This window comes from Burkholderia sp. SR8, from assembly GCF_052851275.1.
On sequence record NZ_JAULUC010000011.1, the window covers coordinates 77,893 to 103,656 of the forward strand.

The 25,764-nt window shown below is 67.0% G+C and carries 18 protein-coding genes; 3 read left to right on the top strand and 15 right to left on the bottom strand.

From position 1 onward, the window contains the following. Window positions 1-94: 94 nt before the first annotated feature. Together Q3A80_RS16240 and Q3A80_RS16245 are read right to left on the bottom strand one after the other, a co-directional pair. Window positions 95-1,249: a methionine aminotransferase gene (locus tag Q3A80_RS16240; protein ID WP_446329977.1), complete on the bottom strand. Its 1,155-nt coding sequence runs from the start codon at window positions 1,247-1,249 to the stop codon at window positions 95-97. Between the two features lie 186 nt (window positions 1,250-1,435). Continuing rightward, entirely contained in the window at window positions 1,436-2,146 is a 711-nt protein-coding gene (locus Q3A80_RS16245) for a TetR/AcrR family transcriptional regulator (protein ID WP_446329978.1), read from the bottom strand. A 141-nt stretch (window positions 2,147-2,287) separates the two neighbouring features. Here Q3A80_RS16245 and Q3A80_RS16250 point away from each other — a divergent pair, with 141 nt between their 5' ends. Together Q3A80_RS16250 and Q3A80_RS16255 are read left to right on the top strand one after the other, a co-directional pair. Further along, on the top strand, window positions 2,288-3,940 hold the full coding sequence (locus Q3A80_RS16250) for an acyl-CoA dehydrogenase family protein (RefSeq protein WP_446329979.1): 1,653 nt from the start codon (window positions 2,288-2,290) through the stop codon (window positions 3,938-3,940). A gap of 38 nt (window positions 3,941-3,978) precedes the next feature. Further along, window positions 3,979-5,487 (top strand): acyl-CoA synthetase, encoded by a 1,509-nt coding sequence (locus Q3A80_RS16255; RefSeq protein ID WP_446329980.1) that lies wholly within the window; start codon window positions 3,979-3,981, stop codon window positions 5,485-5,487. A gap of 122 nt (window positions 5,488-5,609) precedes the next feature. Here the strand turns inward: Q3A80_RS16255 and Q3A80_RS16260 are convergent, their stop codons facing one another. The 4 genes from Q3A80_RS16260 to hemE form a co-directional block, all read right to left on the bottom strand. After that, a complete protein-coding gene (locus tag Q3A80_RS16260; protein WP_446329981.1) occupies window positions 5,610-6,749 on the bottom strand; it encodes a branched-chain amino acid ABC transporter substrate-binding protein in 1,140 nt (379 codons plus the stop codon). An 84-nt stretch (window positions 6,750-6,833) separates the two neighbouring features. After that, on the bottom strand, window positions 6,834-10,763 hold the full coding sequence (gene putA, locus Q3A80_RS16265) for a trifunctional transcriptional regulator/proline dehydrogenase/L-glutamate gamma-semialdehyde dehydrogenase (RefSeq protein ID WP_446329982.1): 3,930 nt from the start codon (window positions 10,761-10,763) through the stop codon (window positions 6,834-6,836). Between the two features lie 577 nt (window positions 10,764-11,340). Continuing rightward, window positions 11,341-13,602, bottom strand: a complete 2,262-nt coding sequence (locus tag Q3A80_RS16270; RefSeq protein ID WP_446329983.1) for a primosomal protein N' — start codon at window positions 13,600-13,602, stop codon at window positions 11,341-11,343. Between the two features lie 454 nt (window positions 13,603-14,056). Further along, entirely contained in the window at window positions 14,057-15,151 is a 1,095-nt protein-coding gene (gene hemE, locus Q3A80_RS16275) for a uroporphyrinogen decarboxylase (RefSeq protein ID WP_446329984.1), read from the bottom strand. 150 nt (window positions 15,152-15,301) lie between these two features. On the opposite strand from hemE, the gene Q3A80_RS16280 reads away from it, so the two are divergent. Then, window positions 15,302-16,111, top strand: a complete 810-nt coding sequence (locus tag Q3A80_RS16280) for a transporter substrate-binding domain-containing protein (protein WP_446329985.1) — start codon at window positions 15,302-15,304, stop codon at window positions 16,109-16,111. A gap of 740 nt (window positions 16,112-16,851) precedes the next feature. Here Q3A80_RS16280 and Q3A80_RS16285 read toward each other — a convergent pair. From Q3A80_RS16285 to atpB, 9 genes are all read right to left on the bottom strand, one after another. Then, window positions 16,852-18,579, bottom strand: a complete 1,728-nt coding sequence (locus Q3A80_RS16285) for an AMP-binding protein (protein WP_446329986.1) — start codon at window positions 18,577-18,579, stop codon at window positions 16,852-16,854. A gap of 257 nt (window positions 18,580-18,836) precedes the next feature. After that, window positions 18,837-19,262, bottom strand: coding sequence for a F0F1 ATP synthase subunit epsilon (locus Q3A80_RS16290; protein ID WP_006477288.1), 426 nt, complete (start codon window positions 19,260-19,262; stop codon window positions 18,837-18,839). Between the two features lie 122 nt (window positions 19,263-19,384). Further along, a complete protein-coding gene (atpD, locus tag Q3A80_RS16295; protein WP_044845237.1) occupies window positions 19,385-20,779 on the bottom strand; it encodes a F0F1 ATP synthase subunit beta in 1,395 nt (464 codons plus the stop codon). Between the two features lie 66 nt (window positions 20,780-20,845). Further along, window positions 20,846-21,721 carry a F0F1 ATP synthase subunit gamma gene (gene atpG / locus Q3A80_RS16300; protein ID WP_151064948.1) on the bottom strand — a complete coding sequence of 292 codons (876 nt, stop codon included), beginning with the start codon at window positions 21,719-21,721 and terminating at the stop codon, window positions 20,846-20,848. Between the two features lie 69 nt (window positions 21,722-21,790). Further along, on the bottom strand, window positions 21,791-23,332 hold the full coding sequence (gene atpA, locus Q3A80_RS16305; protein ID WP_040142775.1) for a F0F1 ATP synthase subunit alpha: 1,542 nt from the start codon (window positions 23,330-23,332) through the stop codon (window positions 21,791-21,793). Window positions 23,333-23,376: 44 nt separating this feature from the next. After that, window positions 23,377-23,916, bottom strand: a complete 540-nt coding sequence (locus Q3A80_RS16310) for a F0F1 ATP synthase subunit delta (protein ID WP_446329987.1) — start codon at window positions 23,914-23,916, stop codon at window positions 23,377-23,379. Window positions 23,917-23,918: 2 nt separating this feature from the next. Further along, window positions 23,919-24,389 (bottom strand): F0F1 ATP synthase subunit B, encoded by a 471-nt coding sequence (locus Q3A80_RS16315; RefSeq protein WP_006477283.1) that lies wholly within the window; start codon window positions 24,387-24,389, stop codon window positions 23,919-23,921. Between the two features lie 129 nt (window positions 24,390-24,518). Continuing rightward, window positions 24,519-24,788 (bottom strand): F0F1 ATP synthase subunit C, encoded by a 270-nt coding sequence (gene atpE, locus Q3A80_RS16320; RefSeq protein ID WP_006482730.1) that lies wholly within the window; start codon window positions 24,786-24,788, stop codon window positions 24,519-24,521. A 74-nt stretch (window positions 24,789-24,862) separates the two neighbouring features. Next, on the bottom strand, window positions 24,863-25,714 hold the full coding sequence (gene atpB / locus Q3A80_RS16325; protein WP_069255410.1) for a F0F1 ATP synthase subunit A: 852 nt from the start codon (window positions 25,712-25,714) through the stop codon (window positions 24,863-24,865). Window positions 25,715-25,764: the final 50 nt, after the last annotated feature.

Consider the following 25,764-nt stretch of genomic DNA (forward strand, 5'->3'; position numbering starts at 1 on the left):
GGCCGGCGCCGTGCAGCGGCACGTACGACGGTCCCATCCGTGGCGTGCGAGGCGACCTGTACGTCGCCTGCGTGGGTGCGGGCCGCGCCCGCGGTTACAGCGAACGCAGCCGCCGCGCGCCCTCGATCAGCGTCGCGTCGTCCTTCGAGAAACTGAGCCGGATCACGCCGGCGTCGGTGCCGTCGGTGTAGAACGCCGACAGCGGAATCGTCGCGACGCGCGCATCGCGGATCAGGCGCAGCACGAAGTCGCTGTCGCGCTCGTCCGAAAAATGCCGGAAGCGCGCGAGCATGAAGAACGAGCCTTCGCTCGGCAGCAGCTCGAAGCGCGACCCGGCCAGCTCGCGCACGAGCAGGTCGCGCTTGGCCTGGTAGAACGCAGACAGGCCGAGATAGCTTTCCGGCCGCGCGAGAATCTCCGCGAACGCGACCTGCATCGGCGTATCGGCCGAGAACACCATGAACTGGTGCACCTTGCGGATTTCGTCCATCAGCGCAGCCGGCGCGACGCAATGGCCGACCCGCCAGCCCGTCACGTGGAACGACTTGCCGAACGACGACACGATCACGCTGCGCTCGGCCAGCTCGCGGTGCCGTGCAACGCTCTGGTGCAGCGCGCCGTCGAACACCACATGCTCGTACACCTCGTCCGACAACACGACGATGCCGGTATTGCGCGTGAGCTGCGCGAGCCGCTCGAGATCGTCGGCGGAGAAGACGGTCGCGGTCGGGTTGTGCGGCGTGTTGACGATGATCATCCGCGTGCGCGGCGTGATCGCCGCGGCCACTTCGTCCCAGTTCACGCGGAAATGCTCGGCCGACAGCTTGATCGCGACCGGCGTCGCGCCCTGCATCCGCACGATCGGCGCGTAGCTGTCGAATGCCGGCTCGAAATAGATCACTTCGTCGCCCGGATGCACGAGCGCGCTGATCGCCGCGTACAGCCCCTCGCTCGCACTCGCGATCACCGTAATCTCGGTGCCCGGGTCGTAGCGCGCGCCGTACAGCGCCTCGGTCTTCTCCGCGAGCCGCTCGCGCAGCGACGTGACGCCCGCCATCGGCGCGTACTGGTTGTGACCGTCGCGCATCGCGCGCGCGACGCCGTCGACGAGCGCCGGATCCGGCGCGAAGTTCGGCGCGCCCTGCGACAGGTTCAGCGCATCGTGCTGCGCGGCGAGCTGGCCGATCACCGTGAAGATCGTCGTCCCGACGTCCGGCAGCTTTGAACGGGGCGTGGTGGCGCTTCGCATGACTTCTCCTTCTGATGTCCGTCGAGCCTGCCCGCGCGACGCGCAGGCAGGCTCATGCAGCATGATTTAGCCCGAGCCAATATCGGCGGACAACCGAAAGTTCGTCATGGCGGCCATGCATTTTTCTCATGGCGATGGATTCGGAATCCCTGAGGTCATGGCGGCACCACTCGCCCCGCATGCGTATCAGGCATTTCCCGGACGCGCGCTCGGGCGGTTGCCCGCTGCCTCGGTGCCGGCTGCCGCCAGATACGCGCGCAGCACGGCCTGCAATTCACTGCGCAATGCGCCGAAGTCGAGCGCGGGCCCGAGCGTCAGCAGCGCCTGCGACACGCCGCCGTAGCAGACCGTATGGGCCATCCGCGCGCAGCGGTCGAGCCGTGCGGCCGGCGGCGGGTCGGCCGCCTGCGCGAGCGCGTCGCGCCACAGCGCGACATACGCGTCGTAATGCCGGCGGTACGCGGCGAGCGGCGATACCTGCCGCTCCAGCGCGAAGAACGCGCCCCACAGCGCGGCGTCGGCGCCGATCGCATCGACCTGCAGGTCGACCAGCGCGGCCGCGAGTTCGGCGCGCCGCGCGCCGCGCAGCCCGTGCGCCGCTTCGCGCAGCCGGTCGGCCAGCGCCAGCACGCGCCGGTGGATGCATAGCGCGGCGAGGCTCTGCTTGTCGCCGAAGTATTCGTAGAAGGTGCCGATGCTCACGCCCGCGACGGCCGCGATCTCGCGGATCGTCGCCTTCGCGTAGCCGCGTTCGAGCAAAAGCTGAACGAACGCCTGCTGCAGCGCATCGGACGTGGCCTGCGCGCGCGACTGCCGCGGCCGGCGGCGCAACGCGGGCGCGGGTTGCGCCGCCGGCTGGCCGGGCGGCGCCGGAACCTGAACATGTCGCGGCGGCATATTTGCTACTCTGAAATTCAGCGGGGAACACGTTTGACGGGGAGCCGGCTCGCGCACGCATGCTTTCGACGCTTTTGCATGCGCCGGCAGCACGGCACCCCGCGGCCGACGACCGCGAAGCACGACACCGGAGACAACCCGATGACCGAAGCGACCCATGCCGTCACGAACCAGTTCGACGAACTGGTCGACTATAACCTCTTCGCGACCGACGTCGCGCTGCGCGACGCGCTCGCGCGCGCCGGCGCCGGCTGGGCCGTCCCGCAGCTCGACGCGTACGGCGCGCGGCTCGGCAGCGCCGACACCGCGCGGCTCGCCGACGAAGCGAACCGCCACACGCCGGAGCTGAACGCGTTCGACCGCCGCGGCCGGCGCATCGACCGCGTCGACTTCCATCCGGCGTGGCACACGCTGCTCGGCATGTACCGCCAACAAGGCTTCGTATCGCTCGCGTTCCGCGACACGCGCGCGGGCCGCTGGGCCGCGACCGCAGCCGGCTTCTACCTGCACGGCCAGATCGAGGCCGGCACGCTGTGCCCGGCGACGATGACGCAGGCCGCGATTCCGGTGCTGCAGAAGGAGCCCGCGCTGTGGGACCAGCTGCGCGACAAGCTATATAGCGACGACTACGATCCGCGCGACGTGCCGGTCGCCGACAAGCACTCGATCTGGTTCGGGATGGGAATGACCGAGAAGCAGGGCGGCTCCGACGTGCGCGCGAACACGACGCTCGCGAGCGCCGTCGGCGCGGGCGGGCGCGGCGGCGAATACCGGCTGCGCGGCCACAAGTGGTTCTTCTCCGCGCCGATGTGCGATGCGCACCTCGTCGTCGCGCGCACCGAAGACGGCGGCCCGTCGTGCTTCTACGTGCCGCGCTGGCGCCCGGACGGCACGAAGAACGCGGTCGAGATCCAGCGCCTGAAGAACAAGGTCGGCAACCGCAGCAATTCGAGTAGCGAGATCGAGCTGAACGACGCGTGGGGCATCATGCTCGGCGACGAAGGGCGCGGGATTCCGACCATCATCGAGATGGCCACCTGCACGCGGCTGAACTGCGTGCTCGGCAGCGCCGCGATGCTGCGCCAGGGCGTCGTGCAGGCGATCGCGTACACGCGCCGGCGCCACGCGTTCGGCCGCGCGCTCGCCGAGCAGCCGCTGATGCGCACCGTGCTCGCCGATCTCGCGCTCGAGAGCGAGGCGGCGCTCGCGCTCGCGATGCGGCTCGCCGACGCGTTCGAGCGCGACGATTCGCCGCTCGAACGCGCATGGAAGCGGATCGTCACGCCCGCCGCGAAATTCTGGGTCTGCAAGCGCGCGGTCGAGCTGACCGGCGAAGTGATGGAAGTGTTCGGCGGCAACGGCTACGTCGACGACGGCCCGATCGCGCGGCTGTTCCGCGAAGCGCCGGTCAACTCGATCTGGGAAGGCTCCGGCAACGTGATGTGCCTCGACGTGCTGCGCGCGGTGTCGCGCGAGCCCGACGCGGCTGCGGCGCTCGTCGCCGAACTGTCCGACCTCGGCGCCGGCGAACCGCACATTCGCGCGGCGCTCGATGCGTTGCGCGCGATGCTCGCGGCGCCGGCCGACACGCTCGAGGCATCGGCGCGCCGGTTCGCGCAGCGGCTCGCGCTGGTCGCGCAGGCATGCCTGCTGCGGCGCGACGCGCCCGCGGCCGTGTCCGATGCGTTCATCGCGACCCGGCTCGCCGCACCCGACTGGGGCCGCGTCGCGGGCGGCTTCGATCCGCATGCGCTCGACGTCGCCGCACTGCTGCAACGGGCCTACCCGGCCTGACGCACCGCCCGCTCCGGTTGTCCTCGCCAGGAGGCTCGATGAACCTCGTCGCCGCTCTCGATCGCGCCGCCCGCGCGACACCCGACAAGCCGTTCCTCATCGACGACGACACGACGATCACGTACGCCGCCGCGCGCGAGCGCTCGCACCGCGCGGCGGCCGTGCTGAGCGCGCTCGGCGTCGCGGCCGGCGACCGTGTCGCCGCGATGTGCCTGAACACGCCGGCCTTCGTCGACCTGATGTTCGGCGCGTGGCGGCTCGGCGCCACGTTCGTGCCGGTCAACCACAAGCTGCAGGCGCCGGAAGTCGACTACGTGCTCGAACACAGCCGCAGCAAGGCGATCCTGTTCGACGCGACGCTCGCGCCGGTGCTTGCGCGCGTGATCCATCCGGCGCAGCGGCTCGTCACCGGAGGCGACGCGACCGGCGTGCCCGACTTCGATGCGATGCGCGCGGCGATGGACGGCGTCGCCGGCATCGAGCCGGCCGACGACGACGTCGCGCAGATCCTCTACACGTCCGGCACGACCGGCCGCCCGAAAGGCTGCGTGCACAGTCACCGCACGGTGACGTTCGCGGCGATGTCGGCCGCGCTCGCGATCGGCATCGGCCGTAACGAACGCACGCTGGTGGCGATGCCGATCTGGCATTCGTCGCCGCTGAACAACTGGTTCGGCGGCACGCTGTACGCGGGCGGCACCGTCGTGCTGCTGCGCGAATACCATCCGCTGCGCTTCCTGGAAGCAATCGAGCGCGAGCGCGTGACGCTGTATTTCGGCGCGCCGGTGTCGTACACGCTGCCGCTCGACACGCTCGAGCGCTTCGCGGCGTTCGATCTGTCGAGCGTGCGCGCATGGCTGTACGGCGGCGGCCCGATCGGCGCGGAGCAGGCCGAACGGCTCGCGCACGCATATCGCAGCAGCGCGTTCTACCAGGTCTACGGGATGACGGAAACGGGCCCGGCCGGCACCACGCTGTATCCGGACGAGCAGATCGCGAAGGCCGGTTCGATCGGCCGCCACGGCGGCCCGGGCGTCGACCTGCGGGTCGTGCGCGGCAACGGCGCGGACGCGCTGCCCGGCGATACCGGCGAGATCTGGCTGAAGGCCGACAGCATGATGCTCGGCTATCTCGACGATGCGGCCGCGACGCGCGCCGCGTTCACGCCGGACGGCTGGTACCGCACCGGCGACATCGCGCGGATCGATCAGGATGGCTATCTGTTCATCGTCGACCGGCTGAAGGACATGATCGTGACGGGCGGCGAGAACGTCTATTCGAAGGAGGTCGAGGACGTGCTCGGCGCGCATCCGGACATCGCGGAAGCCGCGGTGGTCGGCGTCGCGCATCCGGACTGGGGCGAGACGGTCGTCGCGCACGTGGTGCCGCGCGCCGGTGCGGCGCCCGATGCGGACGCGCTGCGCGCGTTCTGCGGCGAGCGGCTCGCCGCGTACAAGATCCCGCGCGAATTCGTGTTCGCGGAAACGCTGCCGCGCACGCCGACGGGCAAGCTGCAGAAGTTCCTGCTGCGCACGCGGCGCGAATAGCGGCGACTCACGAGCGGCACGCCAAAGAAAAAGCCACCGGACCCGACGGCCCGATGGCTTTTCGCATCATCGTGCTCCGCTGCGGCGGCGCCCTTCGGCGCCGCCCGCGACTCACACCATGCTTACTTGCCGCCGATGCTCTTCAGCGGCTTCCACTCGCCCTTCTCGACCTTGTACATCGTGATGCCGCCGTTCTTCAGGTCGCCCTTCGCGTCGTACGCGACGTGCGTCGACGTGACGCCGGCCATGTCGGTCTTCGCGAGCACCGGCAGGTACTTCGCCGGATCGGTCGAATCGGCCTTCTTCATCGCGTTGAGCATTGCCATCGCGCCGTCGTACGCGTACGGCGAATAGGTCTGCACGTCTTCGCCGAAGCGCTTCTTGTACTTGTCGGCGTACGACTTGCCGCCCGGCATTTCGGCGAGCGGCAGGCCTGCCAGCGACGCGATCGTGCCTTCGGCCGCGTTGCCCGCGATCTTCAGGAACGTCGGCGTCTTGACCATTTCGCCGCTCATCAGCGGTGCGGTCATGCCGAGCGCCTTCATCTGCTTGACCATCGGCGCTGCCTGCGAATCCGCGCCGCCGTAGTAGACGAGGTCCGGCTTCGCCGCCTTCAGCTTGGTCAGGATCGCCTTGAAGTCGACGGCCTTGTCGTTCGTGAACTCGCGGTCGACGATCGTCGCGCCGCCGGCCTTCGCGGCCTTCTCGAACTGGTCGGCGAGACCCTGGCCGTAGGCCGTGCGGTCGTCGACGATCGCGATCTTCTTCATGCCGAGATCCTTCGCCGCGAACGTGCCCGCCACCGAGCCCTGCTGCGTGTCGGACGTCATCATGCGGAAGGTCGTCTTGTAACCCTGCTGCGTGTACTCCGGCGCCGTCGCCATCGCGATTTCCGGGATGCCGGCGTTCGCGTAGATGCGCGATGCCGGAATCGTCGTGCCCGAGTTGAAGTGGCCGAGCATGCCCTTGATGCCGTCGTCGACCAGCTTCTGCGCAACGGTCGTGCCGGTGCGCGGGTCAGCCTGGTCGTCCTGCGTCTCGAGCACGAACTTCACCGGCTTGCCGCCGATCTTCGGGCTGGTCGCGTTGAAGTCTTCCAGCGCGAGCGCGATCCCGTTCTGCATATCCTTGCCGTAGTGAGCCTGGGCGCCCGTCATCGGCCCTGCGTAACCGATCTTCACGTCGTCCGCATGAGCCGTCCCCGCCAGCGACATGACAGCGACGAACGTCGCGCCTGCCAGCTTTTTCATCGTGTGTTGCATAGCATCTCCTTGGTACCAGGGTAAATGGAGCGGCTTCGGGATCGCCTTGCCGCTTCCTTTGTTTGATCCGAACGGCAAGGATGGTCAGCCGATCGTCATCAAATTCGCATTGCCGCCTGCGGCGGCCGTGTTCACGCTCACCGAGCGCTCCGTCAGCAGGCGCTCGAGCGCGTAGTCTTCCGCATCGCCGTTCTCGAACGCGCCCGCCGACACACCCTGCACCGACACGATCGGGCCCGGGCGCTGCGCGACGTCCTTCACGAGCGTCTGCAGCTCGTCGCTGTCGCCTTCGAACAGCACCGCGTCGAACGGCGCGTCGGCCTGCTTGCGCACGGCCGCATGCGCCTTCAGCGCAGCCGGCAGCGCGGCCACCAGCGCCTCGCCCGCCGCACCGGCGAACAGCGCGCGGTTGCCCGTCGCCAGCACGGCCGCGAACTGCGCGCGCGCGCCGCCCGGCGTCGCCGCGACACACAGCACCGTGCCGCGCGGGCCGAGTGTATACGTGTTTCGCTCGCCCGTCGGGCCGGTCAGTACCGCGGTTGCGCCGGCCGGCACCTGTGCGAGGTAGCCGTCGCAGCGTGCGGCCAGCGCGGGCTCGCGCTGCTCGATCAGCCAGTCGCGCAGCGCGGAGAGCGCCGCCGCCGGATTGCCACGCGCGTCGCCATCGGCCGCGCCGTCCGGAATCAGCGACTCAGCGAGCGAACGCGGCAGCCCCGACGGACGCGTCGCGAGCAGGCGCTGCAGGTACAGCGCGCCGCCGGCCTTCGGGCCGGTGCCCGACAGCCCTTCGCCGCCGAACGGCTGCACGCCGACCACAGCGCCGATCACGTTGCGGTTCACGTAGATGTTGCCGACGTGCGCGTTCGAGATCACGTGCGCGATCGTCTCGTCGATCCGCGTGTGGATGCCGAGCGTCAGGCCGTAGCCGGTCGCGCGGATCTGTTCGAGCAGCTTGTCGAGCTGGCTGCGGCGATAGCGCACGACGTGCAGCACCGGGCCGAACACTTCCCGCTTCAGTTCGTCGATGCTGCCGATCTCGATCAGCGTCGGCGGCACGAACGTGCCGTGCGCGCACGCGTCGGGCATCGGCAGCTGCGTGATCGCGTGGCCCTTTTCCCTCATCGCGGCGACGTGCGTGTCGATCGTCTGCTTCGCTTCGGCGTCGATCACCGGGCCGACGTCGGTCGACAGCCGGTCCGGGTTGCCGAGCGCCAGCTCGTGCATCGCGCCCTTCAGCATCGTCAGCGTGCGGTCGGCGACGTCGTCCTGCAGACACAGAACGCGCAGCGCCGAGCACCGTTGACCGGCCGAGTCGAACGACGATTGCATCACGTCCGCGACGACCTGCTCCGCGAGCGCCGACGAGTCGACGATCATCGCGTTCTGGCCGCCCGTCTCCGCGATCAGCGGAATCGGCTTGCCGTCCGGGTCGAGGCGCGCGGACAGCGTCTTGTTGATCAGGCGCGCGACTTCGGTCGAACCGGTGAACATCACCGCACGCGTGCGCGGATCGGCGACCAGCGCCGCACCGACGGTCTCGCCCGTGCCCGGCAGCAGCTGCACCGCGCCGGCCGGCACGCCGGCTTCGCGCAGCAGGCGCACGGCCTGGGCCGCGATCAGCGGCGTCTGTTCGGCCGGCTTCGCGAGCACGGTGTTGCCGGCTGCCAGCGCGGCCGCGACCTGGCCCATGAAGATCGCGAGCGGGAAGTTCCACGGGCTGATACAGACCACGGGGCCGAGCGGACGGTGCGTGTCGTTCGAGAATTCGTCGCGGATCTGCGCCGCGTAGTAGCGCAGGAAGTCGACGGCTTCGCGGATTTCGGCGATCGCGTTCGGCAGCGACTTGCCGGCTTCGCGCACGATCAGGCCCATCAGCGTGTGCATCTGCGCTTCGAGCAGGTCGGCCGCGCGCACCAGGCAGTCGGCGCGCGCATCGACCGGCGTCGCCTGCCAGATCGGCGCGGCTGCCACCGCGTGCGCGAGCGCCGCGCTCACGTGCTCGGACGTCGCTTCGCTGACCGTGCCGACGACGTCGCGCTGGTCGGCCGGGTTGCGCACGTCGCGCGCCGGCGCGTCGGCGAGCGCGTCGTCGGCGAGCATCGGCGCCGCGCGCCACGGATGGTGCGCGCTCGCGAGCAGCGCGGACGACAGCGATGCGAGACGGTGTTCGTTCGACAGGTCGAGGCCCATCGAGTTGGGACGCTCGTCGCCGTACAGGTTGCGCGGCAGCGGGATCTTCGCGTGCGGCGCGCCGAGCGGCACGACCTTCGCGGCCTCGTCGACCGGATCGGCGACCAGCTCCTTCACCGACACCGTTTTATCGGCGATGCGGTTCACGAACGACGTGTTCGCGCCGTTCTCGAGCAGGCGGCGCACCAGATACGCGAGCAGCGTTTCGTGCGTGCCGACCGGTGCGTACACGCGGCACGGACGGTTCAGCTTGTCGCGGCCGGTGACTTCCTCGTACAGCGGCTCGCCCATTCCGTGCAGGCACTGGAATTCGTACTGGCCCGGGTAGTAGTTCTGGCCGGCCAGATGATAGATCGCGGCCAGCGTGTACGCGTTGTGCGTCGCGAACTGCGGATAGACGGCGTCGGGCGCCGCGAGCAGCTTCTTCGCGCACGCGAGGTACGACACGTCCGTGTAGATCTTGCGCGTATAGACCGGATAGCCTTCGAGGCCGTCGACCTGCGCACGCTTGATTTCGGTATCCCAGTACGCGCCCTTCACGAGGCGGATCATCAGACGGTGACGGCTGCGGCGCGCGAGATCGATCAGGTAGTCGATCACGAACGGGCAGCGCTTCTGGTAGCCCTGCACGACGAAGCCGATGCCGTTCCAGCCGGCGAGCTCCGGATCGAAGCACAGCGCCTCGAGCAGGTCGAGCGACAGTTCGAGACGGTCGGCTTCTTCCGCGTCGATGTTCAGGCCGATGTCGTAGCGGCGCGCGAGCAGCGCGAGCGCACGCACGCGCGGCAGCAGCTCGCTCATCGTGCGGTCCTGCTGCGAGCGCGAGTAGCGCGCATGCAGCGCCGACAGCTTGATCGAGATGCCGGGGCCTTCGTAGATGCCGCGGCCGCCGGCCGCCTTGCCGATCGCATGGATCGCCTGCTCGTACGACGCGTAGTAGCGCTGCGCGTCCTCCTCGGTCGTCGCCGCTTCGCCGAGCATGTCGTACGAGTAGCGGAAGCCGCGCGCTTCGTACTTGCGGCTGTTCGCGAGCGCTTCGGAAATCGTTTCGCCGGTGACGAACTGCTCGCCCATCAGGCGCATCGCCATGTCGACGCCCTTGCGGATCAGCGGCTCGCCGCCGCGGCCGATCAGGCGCGTGAGCGCCGACGACAGGCCGGCTTCGCTGTTGGTCGTCACGAGCTTGCCGGTGATCATCAGGCCCCAGGTCGCCGCGTTCACGAACAGCGACGGCGCGTGGCCGACGTGCGAGCGCCAGTCGCCCTTGCTGATCTTGTCGCGGATCAGCGCGTCGCGCGTCGCGCGATCGGGGATGCGCAGCAGCGCTTCGGCGAGGCACATCAGCGCGACGCCTTCCTGGCTCGACAGCGAGAACTCGTGGATCAGCCCTTCGACGCCGCCGCCCGAGCTCTTCTCGCGCAGCGCCTCGACGAGCTGCGTCGCGAGCGCCTGCACGTCCGCCTGCAGGTTCGCGGGCAGGCGCGCCTGGCCGAGCAGGAACGGTACGCATTCCGGCTCGGGACGGCGATACGCGGCCGTGATCGCCGCGCGCAGCACCGATTGCGGCTGCACGTTCTGCGCGAACTCGAGGAACGGGTGCGGCGAGTTGTCGTCGTCGTCCGTCGCGTGGCCGTCGGCGAGCTCCGTCACGCCACTGCTGCCCGACAGCTCGGGCGGGAGCTGACCGTGCTCGATCCGCTCCAGATACGCGAAGATCGCCTGCTTGATCAGCCAGTGGGGAGTGCGCTCGAGACGCGCCGCCGCGTCTTTCAGGCGCGAGCGGAGAAGGTCGTCGACTTTGACGCCGAGAGTCGTGCTTGCCATGGTGGGTTCGTGCGCCGGTGCGGGCCCGGCGATGTGGTGTGAGAGGATGCGCGAAATCCTACGGCACGCAATAAAAAGGTGCAACCGAATTGCGAGATTGGTTGCACCCGTCAGTTAGTCAATATAATCAGTGACTTACGCGGTTGCAACTTAGGGGTTGCCCGTGGTCGGCGGATCGGTGTTTTCCCTGATCGGGGCGGTTTGACACGCGTGGGCAACCTTTTGCGCGTCGCGCGGAACGGGGAAACGGGTTGCACTGGATCTCCGGTTGGTTGCCGGAGACGGGGTTGGGATGCGGATCGCGCGGCGCGCGATTGCGTGCGGACCGGGGCGTTGCGGTCGTTGCGGTCGTTGCGGTCGTTGCGGTCGTCGTTGCGGTCGTCGTGCGGTCGTCGTGCGGTCGTCGTGCGGTCGTCGTGCGGTCGTCGTGCGGTCGTCGTGCGGTCGTCGTGCGGTCGTCGTGCGGTCGTCGTGCGGTCGTCGTGCGGTCGTCGTGCGGTCGTTGGAGCCGTCGAGCCCGTTGAGGCCGCGCCACCCTGCGTCGCGTGGCACGGCGTCCGCCACCGTGCCGCCAGCCTCAGATATCCAGCGGATCGACCTCGAGACTCCACCGCAGCACGCCCTTCAGCGCACGCAGCTCCGGCTGCCATGCGCGCAGCGCATGCTGCAGCGCGCCGCGCGACGCGCTTTCGAGCAGCAGCTGCGCGCGATGGACGTTCGCGACCTTCACGATCGTCATCGGCACCGCGTCGTAGACGGTCACGCGATCGGCGCCCGGCAGCCCGGGCAACGCGGCCGCCGCCTGCAGCAGGAATCCGAGCGCAGCATCGAGCGTGCGCCCTTCGGCGCGCAGCAGCGCCTGGTAGACGAACGGCGGCAGATGCGCGTCGCGGCGCTCGCCGAGCGTCGAATTCGCGAAGCCGACGTAATCCTGCCGGCCGAGCGCGTGATACAGCGCGTGACGCGGATAGCGCGTCTGCACGAGCACCTCGCCCGGCAGTCCGGCGCGCCCCGCGCGGCCGCTCACCTGCATCAGCTGCGCGAACAGCCGCTCGCTCGCGCGGAAGTCGTGCGAGAACAGCGCGGTGTCGGCATTGAGTACGCCGACGAGCGACACGCGCTGGAAGTCGTGCCCCTTCGCGATCATCTGCGTGCCGACCAGGATGTCGACTTCACCGGCGTGCACGTCCGAGAACAGCGCCTGCGCGCTGCCCTTGCGGCGCGTGCTGTCCGCGTCGATGCGCAGGATCCGCGCGCCCGGCACGGCCTCGGCGAGCGCCTCCTCGATCCGCTGCGTGCCGCGCCCGAGCGGCGCGATATCGACGTTCCCGCATTCGGGGCACGAACGCGGAATGCGCGCTTCCCAGCCGCAGTGATGGCAGCGCAGCGCGTGCTCGGGCTTGTGCAGCACGACGTACGCGCTGCAGCGCGGGCAGCCGGCGACCCAGCCGCATGCGTCGCACGCGAGTTGCGGCGCGTAGCCGCGCCGGTTCAGGAACACGAGGCTCTGTTCGCCGCGCTCGAGCCGCGCCTTCAGCGCCGCGACGAGCGGCCCCGACAGCCCGCCCATCGACGCGCGGCCGCGCCGCCGCTCCTCTTCGAGATCGATCAGCCGCACGGTCGGCAGCGTCGCGTCGGCGACCGCGCGGCGCGACAGCGTGAGCCGCGTGTAACGCCCCTGTTCGGCCTGCCACCAGCTCTCGAGCGACGGCGTCGCCGAGCCGAGCACGACCGGAATGCCGAGGTGCTTCGCGCGCCACACCGCGAGATCGCGCGCCGAATAGCGCAGCCCTTCCTGCTGCTTGTACGCGGGCTCGTGTTCCTCGTCGACGACGATCAGTGCAAGCGTCGGCAGCGACGCGAGCACCGCGAGCCGCGTGCCGAGCACGATCCGTGCGCGGCCCGTGTGCGCGGCCAGCCAGTTGCGCGCGCGCTCGCCCTCGGCAAGCCCGCTGTGCAGCGTGACGATCGCATCGTCGGCGAGCGTGCCGGCGAAGCGCGCGCGAAACGCGGCCTCGAACTGCGGCGTCAGGTTGATTTCGGGCACGAGCACGAGCGCCTGCGCGTCGGGTCGCGCATCGAGCAGCGCGGCGAGCGCATGCAGATAGATCTCGGTCTTGCCGCTGCCCGTCACGCCATGCAGCAGGAACGGCGCAAAGCCCTGCGCGGCGCGGATCGCGTCGAGCGCGTCGGTCTGCTGATCGGTGAGCGCCGGCGGCACAGCTCGTCCACCGGTTGTCGACAGGTTATCCACAGCTTTGGGCACAGGCGCATCGGCCCAGCCGATCTCATCGATCGCGACCCAGCCGTGCGCCGCCCAGTCGTCGAGCGTGGCCGCCGCCTTCGGATGCAATGCGCGCGCATCGGGCAACGTCAGCGAACCGGTGTCGGCCAGCGCCTGTGCAAGCCGGCGCAGTGCGGCGCCGCGTGCGGGCAGTGCGTCGGGAAGGGCTGCGCGACCGGCTTCGGTCAGCCGGTAGCGCACCTCGGGCGCGAGCAGCCGGCCCCAGCGGTCCGCGTCGCGCAGCGCCTGCGGCAGCGCCGGCAGCGCGACTTCGCCGCGGCCGCGCTGGTAATAGTCGGCCGCGAACGACACGAGCGCGAGCCAGTCCGGCGCGAGCGGCGGCAACTCGGCGCAGACGGCGTCGATCGCCCGCAGCCGGGACGGCGGCACGTCGGTGTGAGTCGTTACTTCGCAGACGAGCCCGACCACCTGCCGTTTGCCGAACGGCACCTGCACGAGGGTGCCCGGCTCGGGCGGCGGCTCGACGTCGCACCGGTAGTCGAACAGCGTCGCGAGCGGATGGTCGAGCGCGACACGCAGGTAGGTATCGCCCATCACCGTGCTCCGGGCCGCATAAGGGTCGGGTCGGTATGGACGGCTTGCACCCGCGCCCGCGTCGCGGTGGCGAACTTAAAGTAAAACTTCAGATTCGGCGCTAAGTTTTGGATTCGCATTAGGAATCGCCGTATACCCTGACCAGCCTGTGGATAACTTTGTTGAGAACTCGGCGTTGAACCGCCGCGAAGCGCGCGGGGCCGCGCTTTCCGCTGCTTTGGCCCGCCGTCTGCCGCGCCCCGCGAAGCCTTATGCAATAAGGCTGCTATTCAAATTCCCCAACCATAGCGAGACAATCCGACCGATACAGGGCTCTACCGCGCTGCAACGAGGAAAATGTGCATAAGTCAAGTCTTGACAAGCCGTGAATCGGCAACCGGTGCGGGGTTGCGCCCTGTTTAGTTCCGGCAACGAAACGCTGTCACCCCGCACTGCAGCATGACAGCGCTTGCGTTCAGCCTGCCGCTCCGCTACGGATCTTGCGGCTGTGGCTGTGGACTTCGTCGACGAGTTCGGCGACGTGGTCCGGCGACGTGAACTGCGAGATGCCGTGGCCGAGGTTGAACACGTGGCCCGGATGGTTGCCGTAGCTGTCGAGCACCGCACGCGCCTGTTCGCGCACGGCCGCCGGCGGCGCAAACAGGATCGTCGGATCGAGGTTGCCCTGCAGCGCGACACGCCCCGCGACGCGTTCGCGCGCGGCGCCGAGGTTGACGGTCCAGTCGAGCCCGACCGCGTCGACGCCGGTCGCCGCGATTTCCTCGAGCCACAGCCCGCCGCCCTTCGTGAACGTGATCACCGGCACGCGCTCGCCGTCATGCTCGCGCTTGAGCTGCGCGACCACGCGGCGGATGTAGTCCAGCGAGAAGCGCTGGTACGCGCCGTCCGCCAGCGCGCCGCCCCACGTATCGAAGATCATCACGGCCTGCGCACCGGCTTCGATCTGTGCGTTCAGGTACGCGGCCACGGCCTGCGCGTTCACGTCGAGAATCCGGTGCATCAGGTCGGGGCGCGAGTACGCCATCGACTTCACCGTGCGGAAATCGTCCGACCCGCCGCCTTCGACCATGTAGCACGCGAGCGTCCACGGGCTGCCCGAGAAGCCGATCAGCGGCACGCGCTGGCGGCCCTGGCCGTCGGTCAGCGCGCGGCGGATTTCGCGCACGGCGCCCGTCACGTAGCCGAGCGTCTCTTCGATGTCCGGCACCGCGAGCTTCGCGACGTCGGCCTCGGTGCGCACCGGATGCGCGAACTTCGGCCCTTCGCCGACCTGGAAGTCCAGGCCGAGGCCCATTGCGTCGGGAATCGTCAGGATGTCCGAGAACAGGATCGCGGCGTCGAGCGGGAAGCGCTCGAGCGGCTGCAGCGTCACCTCGGTCGCGTAGTCGGGATTCTTCGCGAGGCCGAGGAAGCTGCCGGCGCGCGCGCGTGTCGCGTTGTATTCGGGCAGGTAGCGGCCCGCCTGGCGCATCAGCCAGATCGGCGTGTAGTCGGTCGGCTCGCGCAGAAGCGCACGCAGGAAGGTGTCGTTGAGCAGGGTATGGGCCACGGTAGGAGCGACGGTGCGAAGGCAAACCGGCATTTTACCGGAGCGGGGCCGCACGGCCGCGTATGCGGATGCGATGGCGGCCATATGACGCGCGCGATGGCTCCGTTATGATCGGACGCTGATATCACACCGAACCCAAGGAGGAGACCGATGAAGAGATTCGCCACGCTGGCCGCGCTCGCCGCCACCACGCTGTTCTGCGCTGCCGCGCATGCGCAGGGGACGACCGCGACGCCGACGGCCGCCGCCGCGGCAACCGGCTCGCGGCTCGACGACGTGCTCGCGCGCGGCACGCTGCGCGTGTGCACGACGGGCGACTACAAGCCGTACTCGTACTACCGGACGGACGGGCGCTTCGAGGGCATCGATATCGACATGGCCGAATCGCTCGCGAAATCGCTGGGCGTGAAGGCCGATTTCGTGAAGACGAGCTGGTCGAACCTGACGAACGACTTCGTCGCGAAGTGCGACATCGCGGTGGGCGGCGTATCGACGACGCTCGAGCGCCAGAAGCGCGTGTTCTTCACGCAGCCGTACGTGGTCGACGGCAAGACGCCGATCGTGCGCTGCGCGGACGCCGACAAGTACCAGACCGTCGCGCAGATCGACCGGCCCGAGACCCGCGTGATCGTGAACCCGGGCGGCACCAACGAGCGCTTCGCGAAGCAGTTCTTCACGCACGCGAACCTGACCGTCTATCCGGACAACGTGACGATCTTCAAGCAGATCCTCGCCGGCAAGGCCGACGTGATGGTGACCGATGCGTCCGAGACGCTGCTGCAGCAAAAGCTGAATCCGGGCCTGTGCTCCGTGCATCCGGACAAGCCGTTCCAGTTCGGCGAAAAGGCGTACATGGTGCCGCGCGGCGACGTCGTGTTCCAGCAGTACGTCGACCAGTGGCTGCACCTGGCGCTGTCGGCCGGCGAATACCAGGCGATCTCCGACAAATGGCTGAAGTAATCGCCGGTACGTGCGGCGCCCGCGGCCGATAACGGGCGCCCGCCCCGTTGCCGCCGCGCCGCCGGAGGCCGAAGGCGGCGTGTCCGGCCGCCGGCCGGCGCGCCGCCGTTACAGATTTGGGTGACGCCGCCCGGCGTGGAATCGCGAAAATCGGCCGAATGGCCGACTACCGCGTACGCCGATCACGTTTCAAAATCTTTCTGACGAATGAATCGTCATACGCGGTATCTATCGCGCGATGCACGTTCGGGCGTGCAAACGGGCAATTCATCGACCCAAAAACGCATGAAAAACGCGTGATGCGCACACGATGAAAACGCTGCGGAAAAGATGAGTAAATATGACCTTTTTCAGTACCCCGAAAACAGCAAAAAATCCCGCAAAGCCTTATCTGGCGGGCGTTACAACCTGAAACACTTTGTTACCGCGACGGCTCGTTAATTCGCCCACAATGGCCTCAACGGTTTCAACACGGATGCGGTCTCGTGTGCCAAGTGTGAGCGGACGCGAAGCGCTGCGAGCCAGTCGGTCACGTACCGAAGCCCTTCCGAGGGGCATCCCTGTTGGAGTCGTTTCCGGCCCCCCGCCGGATCCGGTTTCATCTTTGGTCTCCTCGCGCTAACCCCGTAGCGTGTGGTTTTTAGCGGGCTAATAAGCCCGCTTTTTTTCGTCCATCGAAAACGCAACGGCCTGCACGGGACACCGCACAGGCCGCTACGTTTTTCCCGCCGCCGAACCGCTTACGCGGTCTTCTGCACGTCGAGCTTCAGTTCGTCGATCATCCGCTCGCGCATCACGAACTTCTGCACCTTGCCCGTCACCGTCATCGGCAGCTCGTCGACGAAGCGGATGTAGCGCGGAATCTTGTAGTGCGCGATCTGCCCCTGGCAGAACGCACGCACGTCGTCCTCGGTCATCTGCTCGTCCGCGCGCAGCACGATCCACGCGCACAGCTCCTCGCCGTATTTCGGATCGGGCACGCCGAACACCTGCGCGCTCTGGATCTTCGGATGGCGGAACAGGAATTCCTCGATCTCGCGCGGATACACGTTCTCGCCGCCGCGGATCACCATGTCCTTCAGCCGGCCGACGATGTTGCAGTAGCCGTCCGCGTCGAGCGTCGCGAGGTCGCCCGTATGCATCCAGCCGTCGACCAGCACCTCGCGCGTCTTCGCATCGTCGTCCCAGTAGCCGAGCATCACCGAGTAGCCCTTCGTGCACAGCTCCCCGGTTGCGCCGACCGGCACGATGGCGCCGTTCGGATCGACGATCTTCACCTCAAGATGCGGCTGGATCCGGCCGACCGTCGTCGTGCGCTTCTCGAGCGGATCGTCGGTCGAGCTCTGGAACGACACGGGACTCGTCTCCGTCATCCCGTACGCGATCGTGATCTCCGACAGATGCATCTGCGACACCACGCGCTTCATCGTCTCGATCGGACACGGCGAGCCGGCCATGATCCCGGTGCGCAGCGTCGACAGGTCGAATTTCGCGAAGTCGGGATGATCGAGTTCGGCGATGAACATCGTCGGCACGCCGTGCAGCGCGGTGCAGCGTTCTTCGGCGACCGCCGCGAGCGTCGCGACCGGATCGAACGCCTCGCCGGGGAACACCATCGCCGCGCCCGTCGACACGCACGCGAGCACGGCCAGCACCATCCCGAAGCAGTGATACAGCGGCACCGGGATGCACAGCGAGTCCTGCTCGGTGAAGCGCATCGCCATCGCGATCGAGCGCGCGTTGTTGACGACGTTGCGGTGCGTGAGCGTCGCGCCCTTCGGGCTGCCGGTCGTGCCGCTCGTGAACTGGATGTTGATCGGATCGGTGGACGCGAGCGTCGCGCCGATCGCGTCGAGCCGTGCGACGTCGAGCGTGTCGCGGCCGCGCGCCATCACGTCCGCGAAACGGAACATGCCGGCAGGCGCCGTGTCGCCCATCGACACGATCGTGCGCAGGCTCGGCACGCGGGCCGCGTGCAGGTCGCCCGGCGTCGCGCCGGCAAGCTCAGGCGCGATCGTCTGCAGCATCTCGACGTACGCGGAACTCTTGAAGCGCTCGGCCGCGATCACGGCCTTGCAGCCGACCTTGTTCAGCGCGTATTCGAGTTCGGCGAGCCGGTACGCCGGATTGATGTTGACGAGCACCGCGCCGATGCGCGCGGTCGCGAACTGCGTGAGCAGCCATTCGCTGCGGTTCGGCGACCAGATGCCGACGCAATCGCCCTTCACGATCCCGAGCGCGGCGAGGCCGGCGGCCAGCACGTCGATCTCGTGCGCGAACTCGCGCCAGGTCCAGCGCACCTGCTGTTCGCGGAATACGACGGCCGGGCGCTCGGGAAAGCGGCCGGCAGTGTCGAGCAGGAACCGGCTGATCGTCGCGTCGGATAGCGGCACGTCGGTCGTGCCGCGCACGTACGACAGGCCGTTTTCGGGCGCGATCAGCGCCCCCTTGCCAAGGTCTGCTGCCATCGATGTCTCCGTCCGTTTTGGTCTGATCGGCTGCAACACGCGGCTGACGCGCGCGCCTGCGCCGCCGCGATCGCGGCGGCACACTTCTGAGCGGATGATGCCGCGCGCTGCTGACGATACTCTGACATCAAATCGCGGCGGACGGACGAAATAGCACGACCGGACGATACGATCCGGCCCGCAAAAAACCGACGAAAGCGGCAGGCGAAAAAAAAGCAGCCCGAAGGCTGCTTTCTTTCGCGGGATACGCGCGCGGCTCAGTGCCGGCTGCGGATCTTCGCCAGACGCTGGATCGCTTCGAGCTGCGCCATCGCGGTCGCGAGCTCGGATTGCGCCTTTGCGAGGTCGAGGTCCGACTTCGCGTTCTGCAGCGTTTCCTCGGCACGCTTGCGTGCTTCCTCGGCTTTCGCCGCGTCGAGGTCCTTGCCGCGGATCGCGGTATCGGCGAGCACCGTCACGGCGCCCGGCTGCACTTCGAGAATGCCGCCTGCGACGAACACGAATTCGTCGTTGCCGCCCTCGACTTCGATGCGCACCGCACCCGGACGAATCCGCGTGATCAGCGGCGTGTGACCCGGCAGAATGCCCAGCTCACCCGTTTCGCCCGGCAGCGCGACGAATTTCGCCTCGCCCGAGAAGATCTGCTCTTCCGCGCTGACGACGTCTACTTTGATGGTTGCCATATCGACTCCAATCTCATCCACAGGTTGAGCGTATTGCGGCCCGACGCGGGCGGCCGGCATACAAGTCATCGCTGACTCATTGCTCCGGCCGGCACACGCCGGCTTGCGCCCCACTCAAGCCCTTACTGGATCTTCTTGGCCTTTTCGAAGGCTTCGTCGATCGTGCCGACCATGTAGAACGCCTGTTCCGGCAGGTGGTCGCACTCGCCGTCGACGATCATCTTGAAGCCACGGATCGTTTCCTTCAGCGGCACGTACTTGCCCGGCGAGCCCGTGAACACTTCAGCGACGTGGAACGGCTGCGACAGGAAACGCTGGATCTTGCGCGCACGGGCGACCGACAGCTTGTCTTCCGGCGACAGTTCGTCCATGCCCAGAATCGCGATGATGTCGCGCAGTTCCTTGTAGCGCTGCAGCGTCTGCTGAACGCGACGGGTGATCGAGTAGTGCTCTTCACCGATCACGTTCGGGTCGATCTGGCGCGACGTCGAGTCGAGCGGGTCGACCGCCGGGTAGATACCCAGCGAAGCGATGTCACGCGACAGAACGACGGTTGCGTCCAGGTGGCCGAAGGTCGTCGCCGGCGACGGGTCGGTCAAGTCGTCCGCAGGGACGTACACGGCCTGAACCGACGTAATCGAGCCCTTCTTGGTCGACGTGATGCGTTCCTGCAGCTTGCCCATTTCTTCAGCCAGCGTCGGCTGATAGCCCACTGCCGACGGCATACGGCCGAGCAGTGCCGACACTTCGGTACCGGCCAGCGTGAAACGGTAGATGTTGTCGACGAAGAACAGCACGTCGAGGCCTTCGTCACGGAAGTGCTCGGCCATCGTCAGGCCGGTCAGCGCGACGCGCAGACGGTTGCCCGGCGGCTCGTTCATCTGGCCGTACACCAGCGCGACCTTGTCGAGAACGTTCGAGTCCTTCATTTCGTGGTAGAAGTCGTTCCCTTCACGGGTACGCTCGCCCACGCCCGCGAACACGGAATAACCGCCGTGTTCCTTCGCGATGTTGTTGATGAGCTCCATCATGTTGACGGTCTTGCCCACGCCAGCACCGCCGAACAGGCCGACCTTGCCGCCCTTCGCGAACGGGCAGATCAGGTCGATGACCTTGATACCCGTTTCGAGCAGTTCGGTCGACGGCGACAGTTCGTCGAACGCCGGAGCCTTCTGGTGGATCGAACGCGTCGTTTCGCTTTCGATCGGGCCGGCTTCGTCGATCGGACGGCCGAGCACGTCCATGATACGACCGAGGGTCGGCTTGCCGACCGGCACCGAAATCGGCTTGCTCGTGTTCTTCACGGTCAGGCCGCGGCGCAGGCCGTCGGATGCACCCAGACAAATGGTACGGACCACGCCGTCGCCCAGCTGCTGCTGGACTTCGAGCGTCAGTTCCGAGCCATCGAGAATGAGCGCGTCGTAGATCTTCGGCATGCTGTCGCGCGGGAATTCCACGTCGATAACGGCGCCGATGCACTGTACGATCTTGCCTTCTACCAAAGCAGCAGTACTCATCGCTTTTCCTTTAAATACCTGATTCTTTACTCGCGCAAAGGCGCAGTTGTCGTCCCGGGCGCGCGCTTAAACAGCGGCTGCGCCGCCGACGATCTCCGACAGTTCTTTCGTAATCGCGGCCTGGCGGCTCTTGTTGTACACGAGCTGCAGTTCGCTGATCACCGTCTTCGCGTTGTCGGACGCGGCCTTCATCGCGACCATGCGCGCCGATTGCTCGGACGCCATGTTCTCCGCGACGGCCTGGTACACCAGCGCCTCGACGTAACGCACGAGCAGTTCGTCGACGACTGCCTGCGCGTCCGGCTCGTAGATGTAGTCCCACGACGTGGCCGGCGTACCGTCATTGGCGTCGAAGTGGTCCGACGACAGCGGCAGCAACTGCTCGATCACGGCTTCCTGCTTCATCGTGTTCACGAAGCGCGTGTAAGCGATATAGACCGCCGACAGCTTGCCTTCCGAGTACAGATCGAGCTGCGTCTTCACGGCGCCGATCAGCTTGTCCAGATGCGGGGTGTCGCCGAGGTGCACGACCTGCGACATCACCTTCGCGCCGAAGCGGTTCAGGAACCCGAGGCCCTTGCCGCCGATTGCGGTGGCTTCGACCTTCTGGCCCTTCTCTTCCAGCTCCTTGAACTTCTGCACCGTCGCACGCAGCACGTTGGTGTTCAGACCGCCGCAAAGACCCTTGTCCGTCGTGACGAGGATGATGCCGGCCGTCTGCGCGCCGTCGTTCGCCACCATGAACGGGTGGCGGTACTCCGGGTTCGCACGGCTCATGTGCGCGGCGATGGCACGGACCTTGTCCGCATACGGACGAGCGGCGCGCATGCGTTCCTGCGCGCGGCGCATCTTCGATGCGGCCACCATCTCCATCGCCTTCGTGATCTTGCGCGTGTTCTGCACGCTCTTGATCTTGCCGCGAATTTCCTTCATTCCAGCCATAGCTTGCTCCTTGACCGAAGCGGCGCGGGCGCGTCAGCCCCCGCGCGGCCTCAGTGTGTCACTCGCGGATCAATAGGCACCCGACTTCTTGAAGGATTCGATCGCCGCGCGCAGCGCGCCTTCGTCGTCCTTCGAGAGATCCTTGGTGTCTTCGATGCGCTTGATGAGGTCAGCGTGGCTGGTCTTCAGGTTGTCGCGCAGGCCCTTCTCGAACGACAGCACTTGCTTGACGTCGAGATCGTCGAGGTAACCGTTGTTCGCGGCGTACAGCGACACGGCCAGTTCCCACACCTGCAGCGGCTGGTACTGCGGCTGCTTCAGCAGTTCCGTCACGCGGCGGCCGCGCTCGAGCTGCTTGCGGGTCGCTTCGTCGAGGTCCGATGCGAACTGCGCGAATGCCGCGAGTTCACGGTACTGCGCGAGGTCGGTACGGATACCGCCCGACAGCTTCTTCACGACCTTCGTCTGCGCGGCGCCGCCGACTCGCGACACCGACACGCCGGCGTTGATTGCCGGGCGGATGCCTGCGTTGAACAGGTCGGTTTCCAGGAAGATCTGGCCGTCGGTAATCGAGATCACGTTCGTCGGAACGAACGCGGTCACGTCGCCAGCCTGCGTTTCGATGACCGGCAGTGCCGTCAGCGAGCCGCTCTTGCCCTTCACTTCGCCGTTCGTGAACTTCTCGACGTACTCTTCCGACACGCGAGCCGCACGCTCGAGCAGACGCGAGTGCAGATAGAACACGTCGCCCGGGTACGCTTCGCGGCCCGGCGGGCGGCGCAGCAGCAGCGAGATCTGACGGTATGCCCAAGCCTGCTTGGTCAAGTCGTCATAGATGATCAGCGCGTCCTGGCCGCGGTCGCGGAAGTATTCGCCCATCGTGCAGCCGGCGTACGGTGCCAGGTACTGCATGGCAGCCGAATCGGATGCCGAAGCGGCGACGACGATCGTGTACTCGAGCGCGCCCGTTTCTTCGAGCTTGCGCACCACGTTCATGATCGACGAAGCCTTCTGGCCGATCGCGACGTAGATACAGATCAGGTCCTTGCCCTTCTGGTTGATGATCGCGTCGAGCGCCACCGCGGTCTTGCCGCACTGACGGTCGCCGATGATCAGCTCACGCTGGCCACGGCCGATCGGCACCATCGCGTCGATCGACTTGATGCCCGTCTGCACCGGCTGCGACACCGACTTGCGCCAGATCACGCCCGGGGCGATCTTTTCGATCGCGTCGGTCAGCTTCGCGTTGACCGGGCCCTTGCCGTCGATCGGGTTGCCGAGCGCATCGACCACGCGGCCGACGAGTTCCGGGCCGACCGGGACTTCCAGAATGCGGCCCGTCGTCTTGACGATGTCGCCTTCCGAGATGTGTTCGTATTCGCCGAGAATCACCGCGCCGACCGAGTCGCGCTCGAGGTTCAGCGCGAGGCCGAACGTGTTGCCCGGAAACTCGAGCATTTCGCCCTGCATCACGTCCGACAGGCCGTGGATGCGCACGATACCGTCGGTCACGGAGATCACGGTGCCCTGGTTGCGAACGTCTGCGCTCGCTTCAAGGCCCTGGATCCGGCTCTTGATCAGCTCGCTGATCTCAGAGGGATTGAGTTGCATTATTCGCTCCTGATAGTCAATTCTGTTGCGTGCCGGCGTGGCGCTCAGGCGGTCAAGGCAGCCTGCATCGATGCGAGGCGCGCGCGAACCGAGGTGTCGAGCACTTCGTCGCCGACCGTCACGCGCACGCCGCCGATCAGCGACGAATCGACTTCGACCGTCGGCTTCAGCTTGCGCTTGAACTTGCGTTCGAGGCCAGACACGAGGCTTTCGAGATCCGCGCCGTTCAGCGGGAACGCGCTCACGATCTCGGCGTCGGCTGCACCTTCACGTTCGTTCTTGAGCGCCTCGAACTGCTCGGCGATTTCCGGCAGCAGCGCGATGCGATGATTGTCGACCAGCATCTGCACGAAGTTCTTCGCTTCGGCGCCGGCCGCGATCGGCGACTTCACCGCAGCAAGCAGCAGCTCGGCCACTTGCGTGCGCGTCACCTTCGGGCTCGACGCGACCGACAGCACTTCCGGCAGACGCGCAACCTGGGCCAGCTCTTGCACGAGCGTGGACCAGGCGGCGATGTCACCTCCCTCGGCCACGCGGAACAGCGCTTCTGCGTAAGGGCGGGCGATGGTTGCAAGTTCGGCCATGATCAGAGCTCGGCTTTCAGTTGATTCAGCAGTTGGGCGTGGGCCGTTTGATCGACTTCGCGCTTCAGGATCTGCTCGGCGCCCTTCACGGCCAGCGCGGCGACTTCGCCACGCAGCGCTTCGCGCGCCTTCACGATTTGCTGTTCTGCTTCCGCTTTCGCCTGGGCGACGATGCGGGCGGCTTCAGCCTGGGCGTTGGCCTTGATTTCCTCGGCGACCGCCTGTGCACGCTTTTCAGCGTCGGCGATGCGCTGCTGGCCGTCGTTGCGGGCCTGCGCGAGTTCCTGGTCCACGCGCTTGTGCGCTGCGTCGAGTTCCGCCTTGCCCTTCTCCGCGGCGGCGAGGCCGTCGGCGATCTTCTTCGAACGTTCGTCGAGGGCGTTGATCAACGGCGGCCACACGAATTTCATCGTGAACCACGCGAGGACCAGGAACACGACCATTTGCGCAAACAGAGTTGCGTTGAGATTCACGGTGTTTCCTTATCTGCTATTCCGGAAAAATGAAACGGTAAGGCGCTCATCGAGTTGCATTCGATCAGCGCCCCAAGTCTCCGTTCCGCCCTGCGCCGGCTCGCGCCGGACGCAAATTTCCGTGGAACCTTAGCCTGCGAGCTTCGACAGGAGCGGGTTCGCGAACGCGAACAGCATTGCGACACCAACGCCGATCAGGAATGCAGCGTCGATCAGGCCGGCCAGCAGGAACATCTTCGTTTGCAGCGGGTTGATGAGTTCCGGCTGACGCGCGCAGGCTTCGATGTACTTGCCACCCATCAGCGCGATACCGATACAGGCGCCGATTGCACCCAGGCCGATGATGATGCCGATACCGATGGCGGTCAGACCCTGGATGTTGGCGATGTAAGCTTGCATGATCACTCCTTTGTGAAAAGACTTGGAACTGAGATTTAAAAAACTAAAACGGAAACTCTTTTTGCACGCCGCGCTTAGTGCTTGTCGTGCGCCTGGCCGAGATACACCAGCGTCAGCATCATGAAAATGAATGCCTGCAACAGAACAATCAGGATGTGGAAGATTGCCCAGACGCTGCCCGCGATCACATGACCAACGAAGCCGAGGAACGTTGCGTCGCCACCGAAGCTCCACATGCTGCCGAGCAGGGCGATCAACAGGAACAACAGCTCACCCGCGTACATGTTGCCGAACAGCCGCATGCCGAGGGAGACGGTCTTCGCGACGTATTCGACGATGTTCAGCGCGAGGTTCGGGATCCACAGCAGCGGGTGGCCGCCGAACGGCGCCGACAGCAGTTCATGTGCGAAGCCGCCTGCGCCCTTGATCTTGATGCTGTAGTAGATCATCAGGACGAACACGCCGAGCGCGATGCCGAGCGTGCCGTTCAGGTCGGCCGTCGGGACGATGCGATGGTGGGAAATCACGTCCGACAGACCGAGCAGGCCGATCACGCGGCCCGGCAGGTCGACCGGGAGGAAGTCGAGGGAGTTCATCAGCGCGACCCACACGAACACCGTGAGGGCGAGCGGAGCGATGAAGGTGCGGTTGCCGTGGACGATGGCCTTCGACTGGTCTTCGACCATCTCGACGAGCATCTCGATCGCGCACTGGAAGCGGCCCGGCACGCCCGAGGTCGCCTTGCGGGCGGCCAGACGCAGCAGGACGATCGTCACGATGCCGCATACGATCGACCAGAACAGCGTGTCGAGGTTCCAGACGTGGATGTCGAAAATCGACGTCTGATGCGAGGTGGAAAAGTTCTGCAAGTGGTGCGCAATGTACTCGGACGGATCCGGACCGCGCGTGCCTTCGCTAGCTGCCATATCGTTAATGCCACCCAAATTGTCGAAAATCGTTTTGCCCCGTTCCGCAA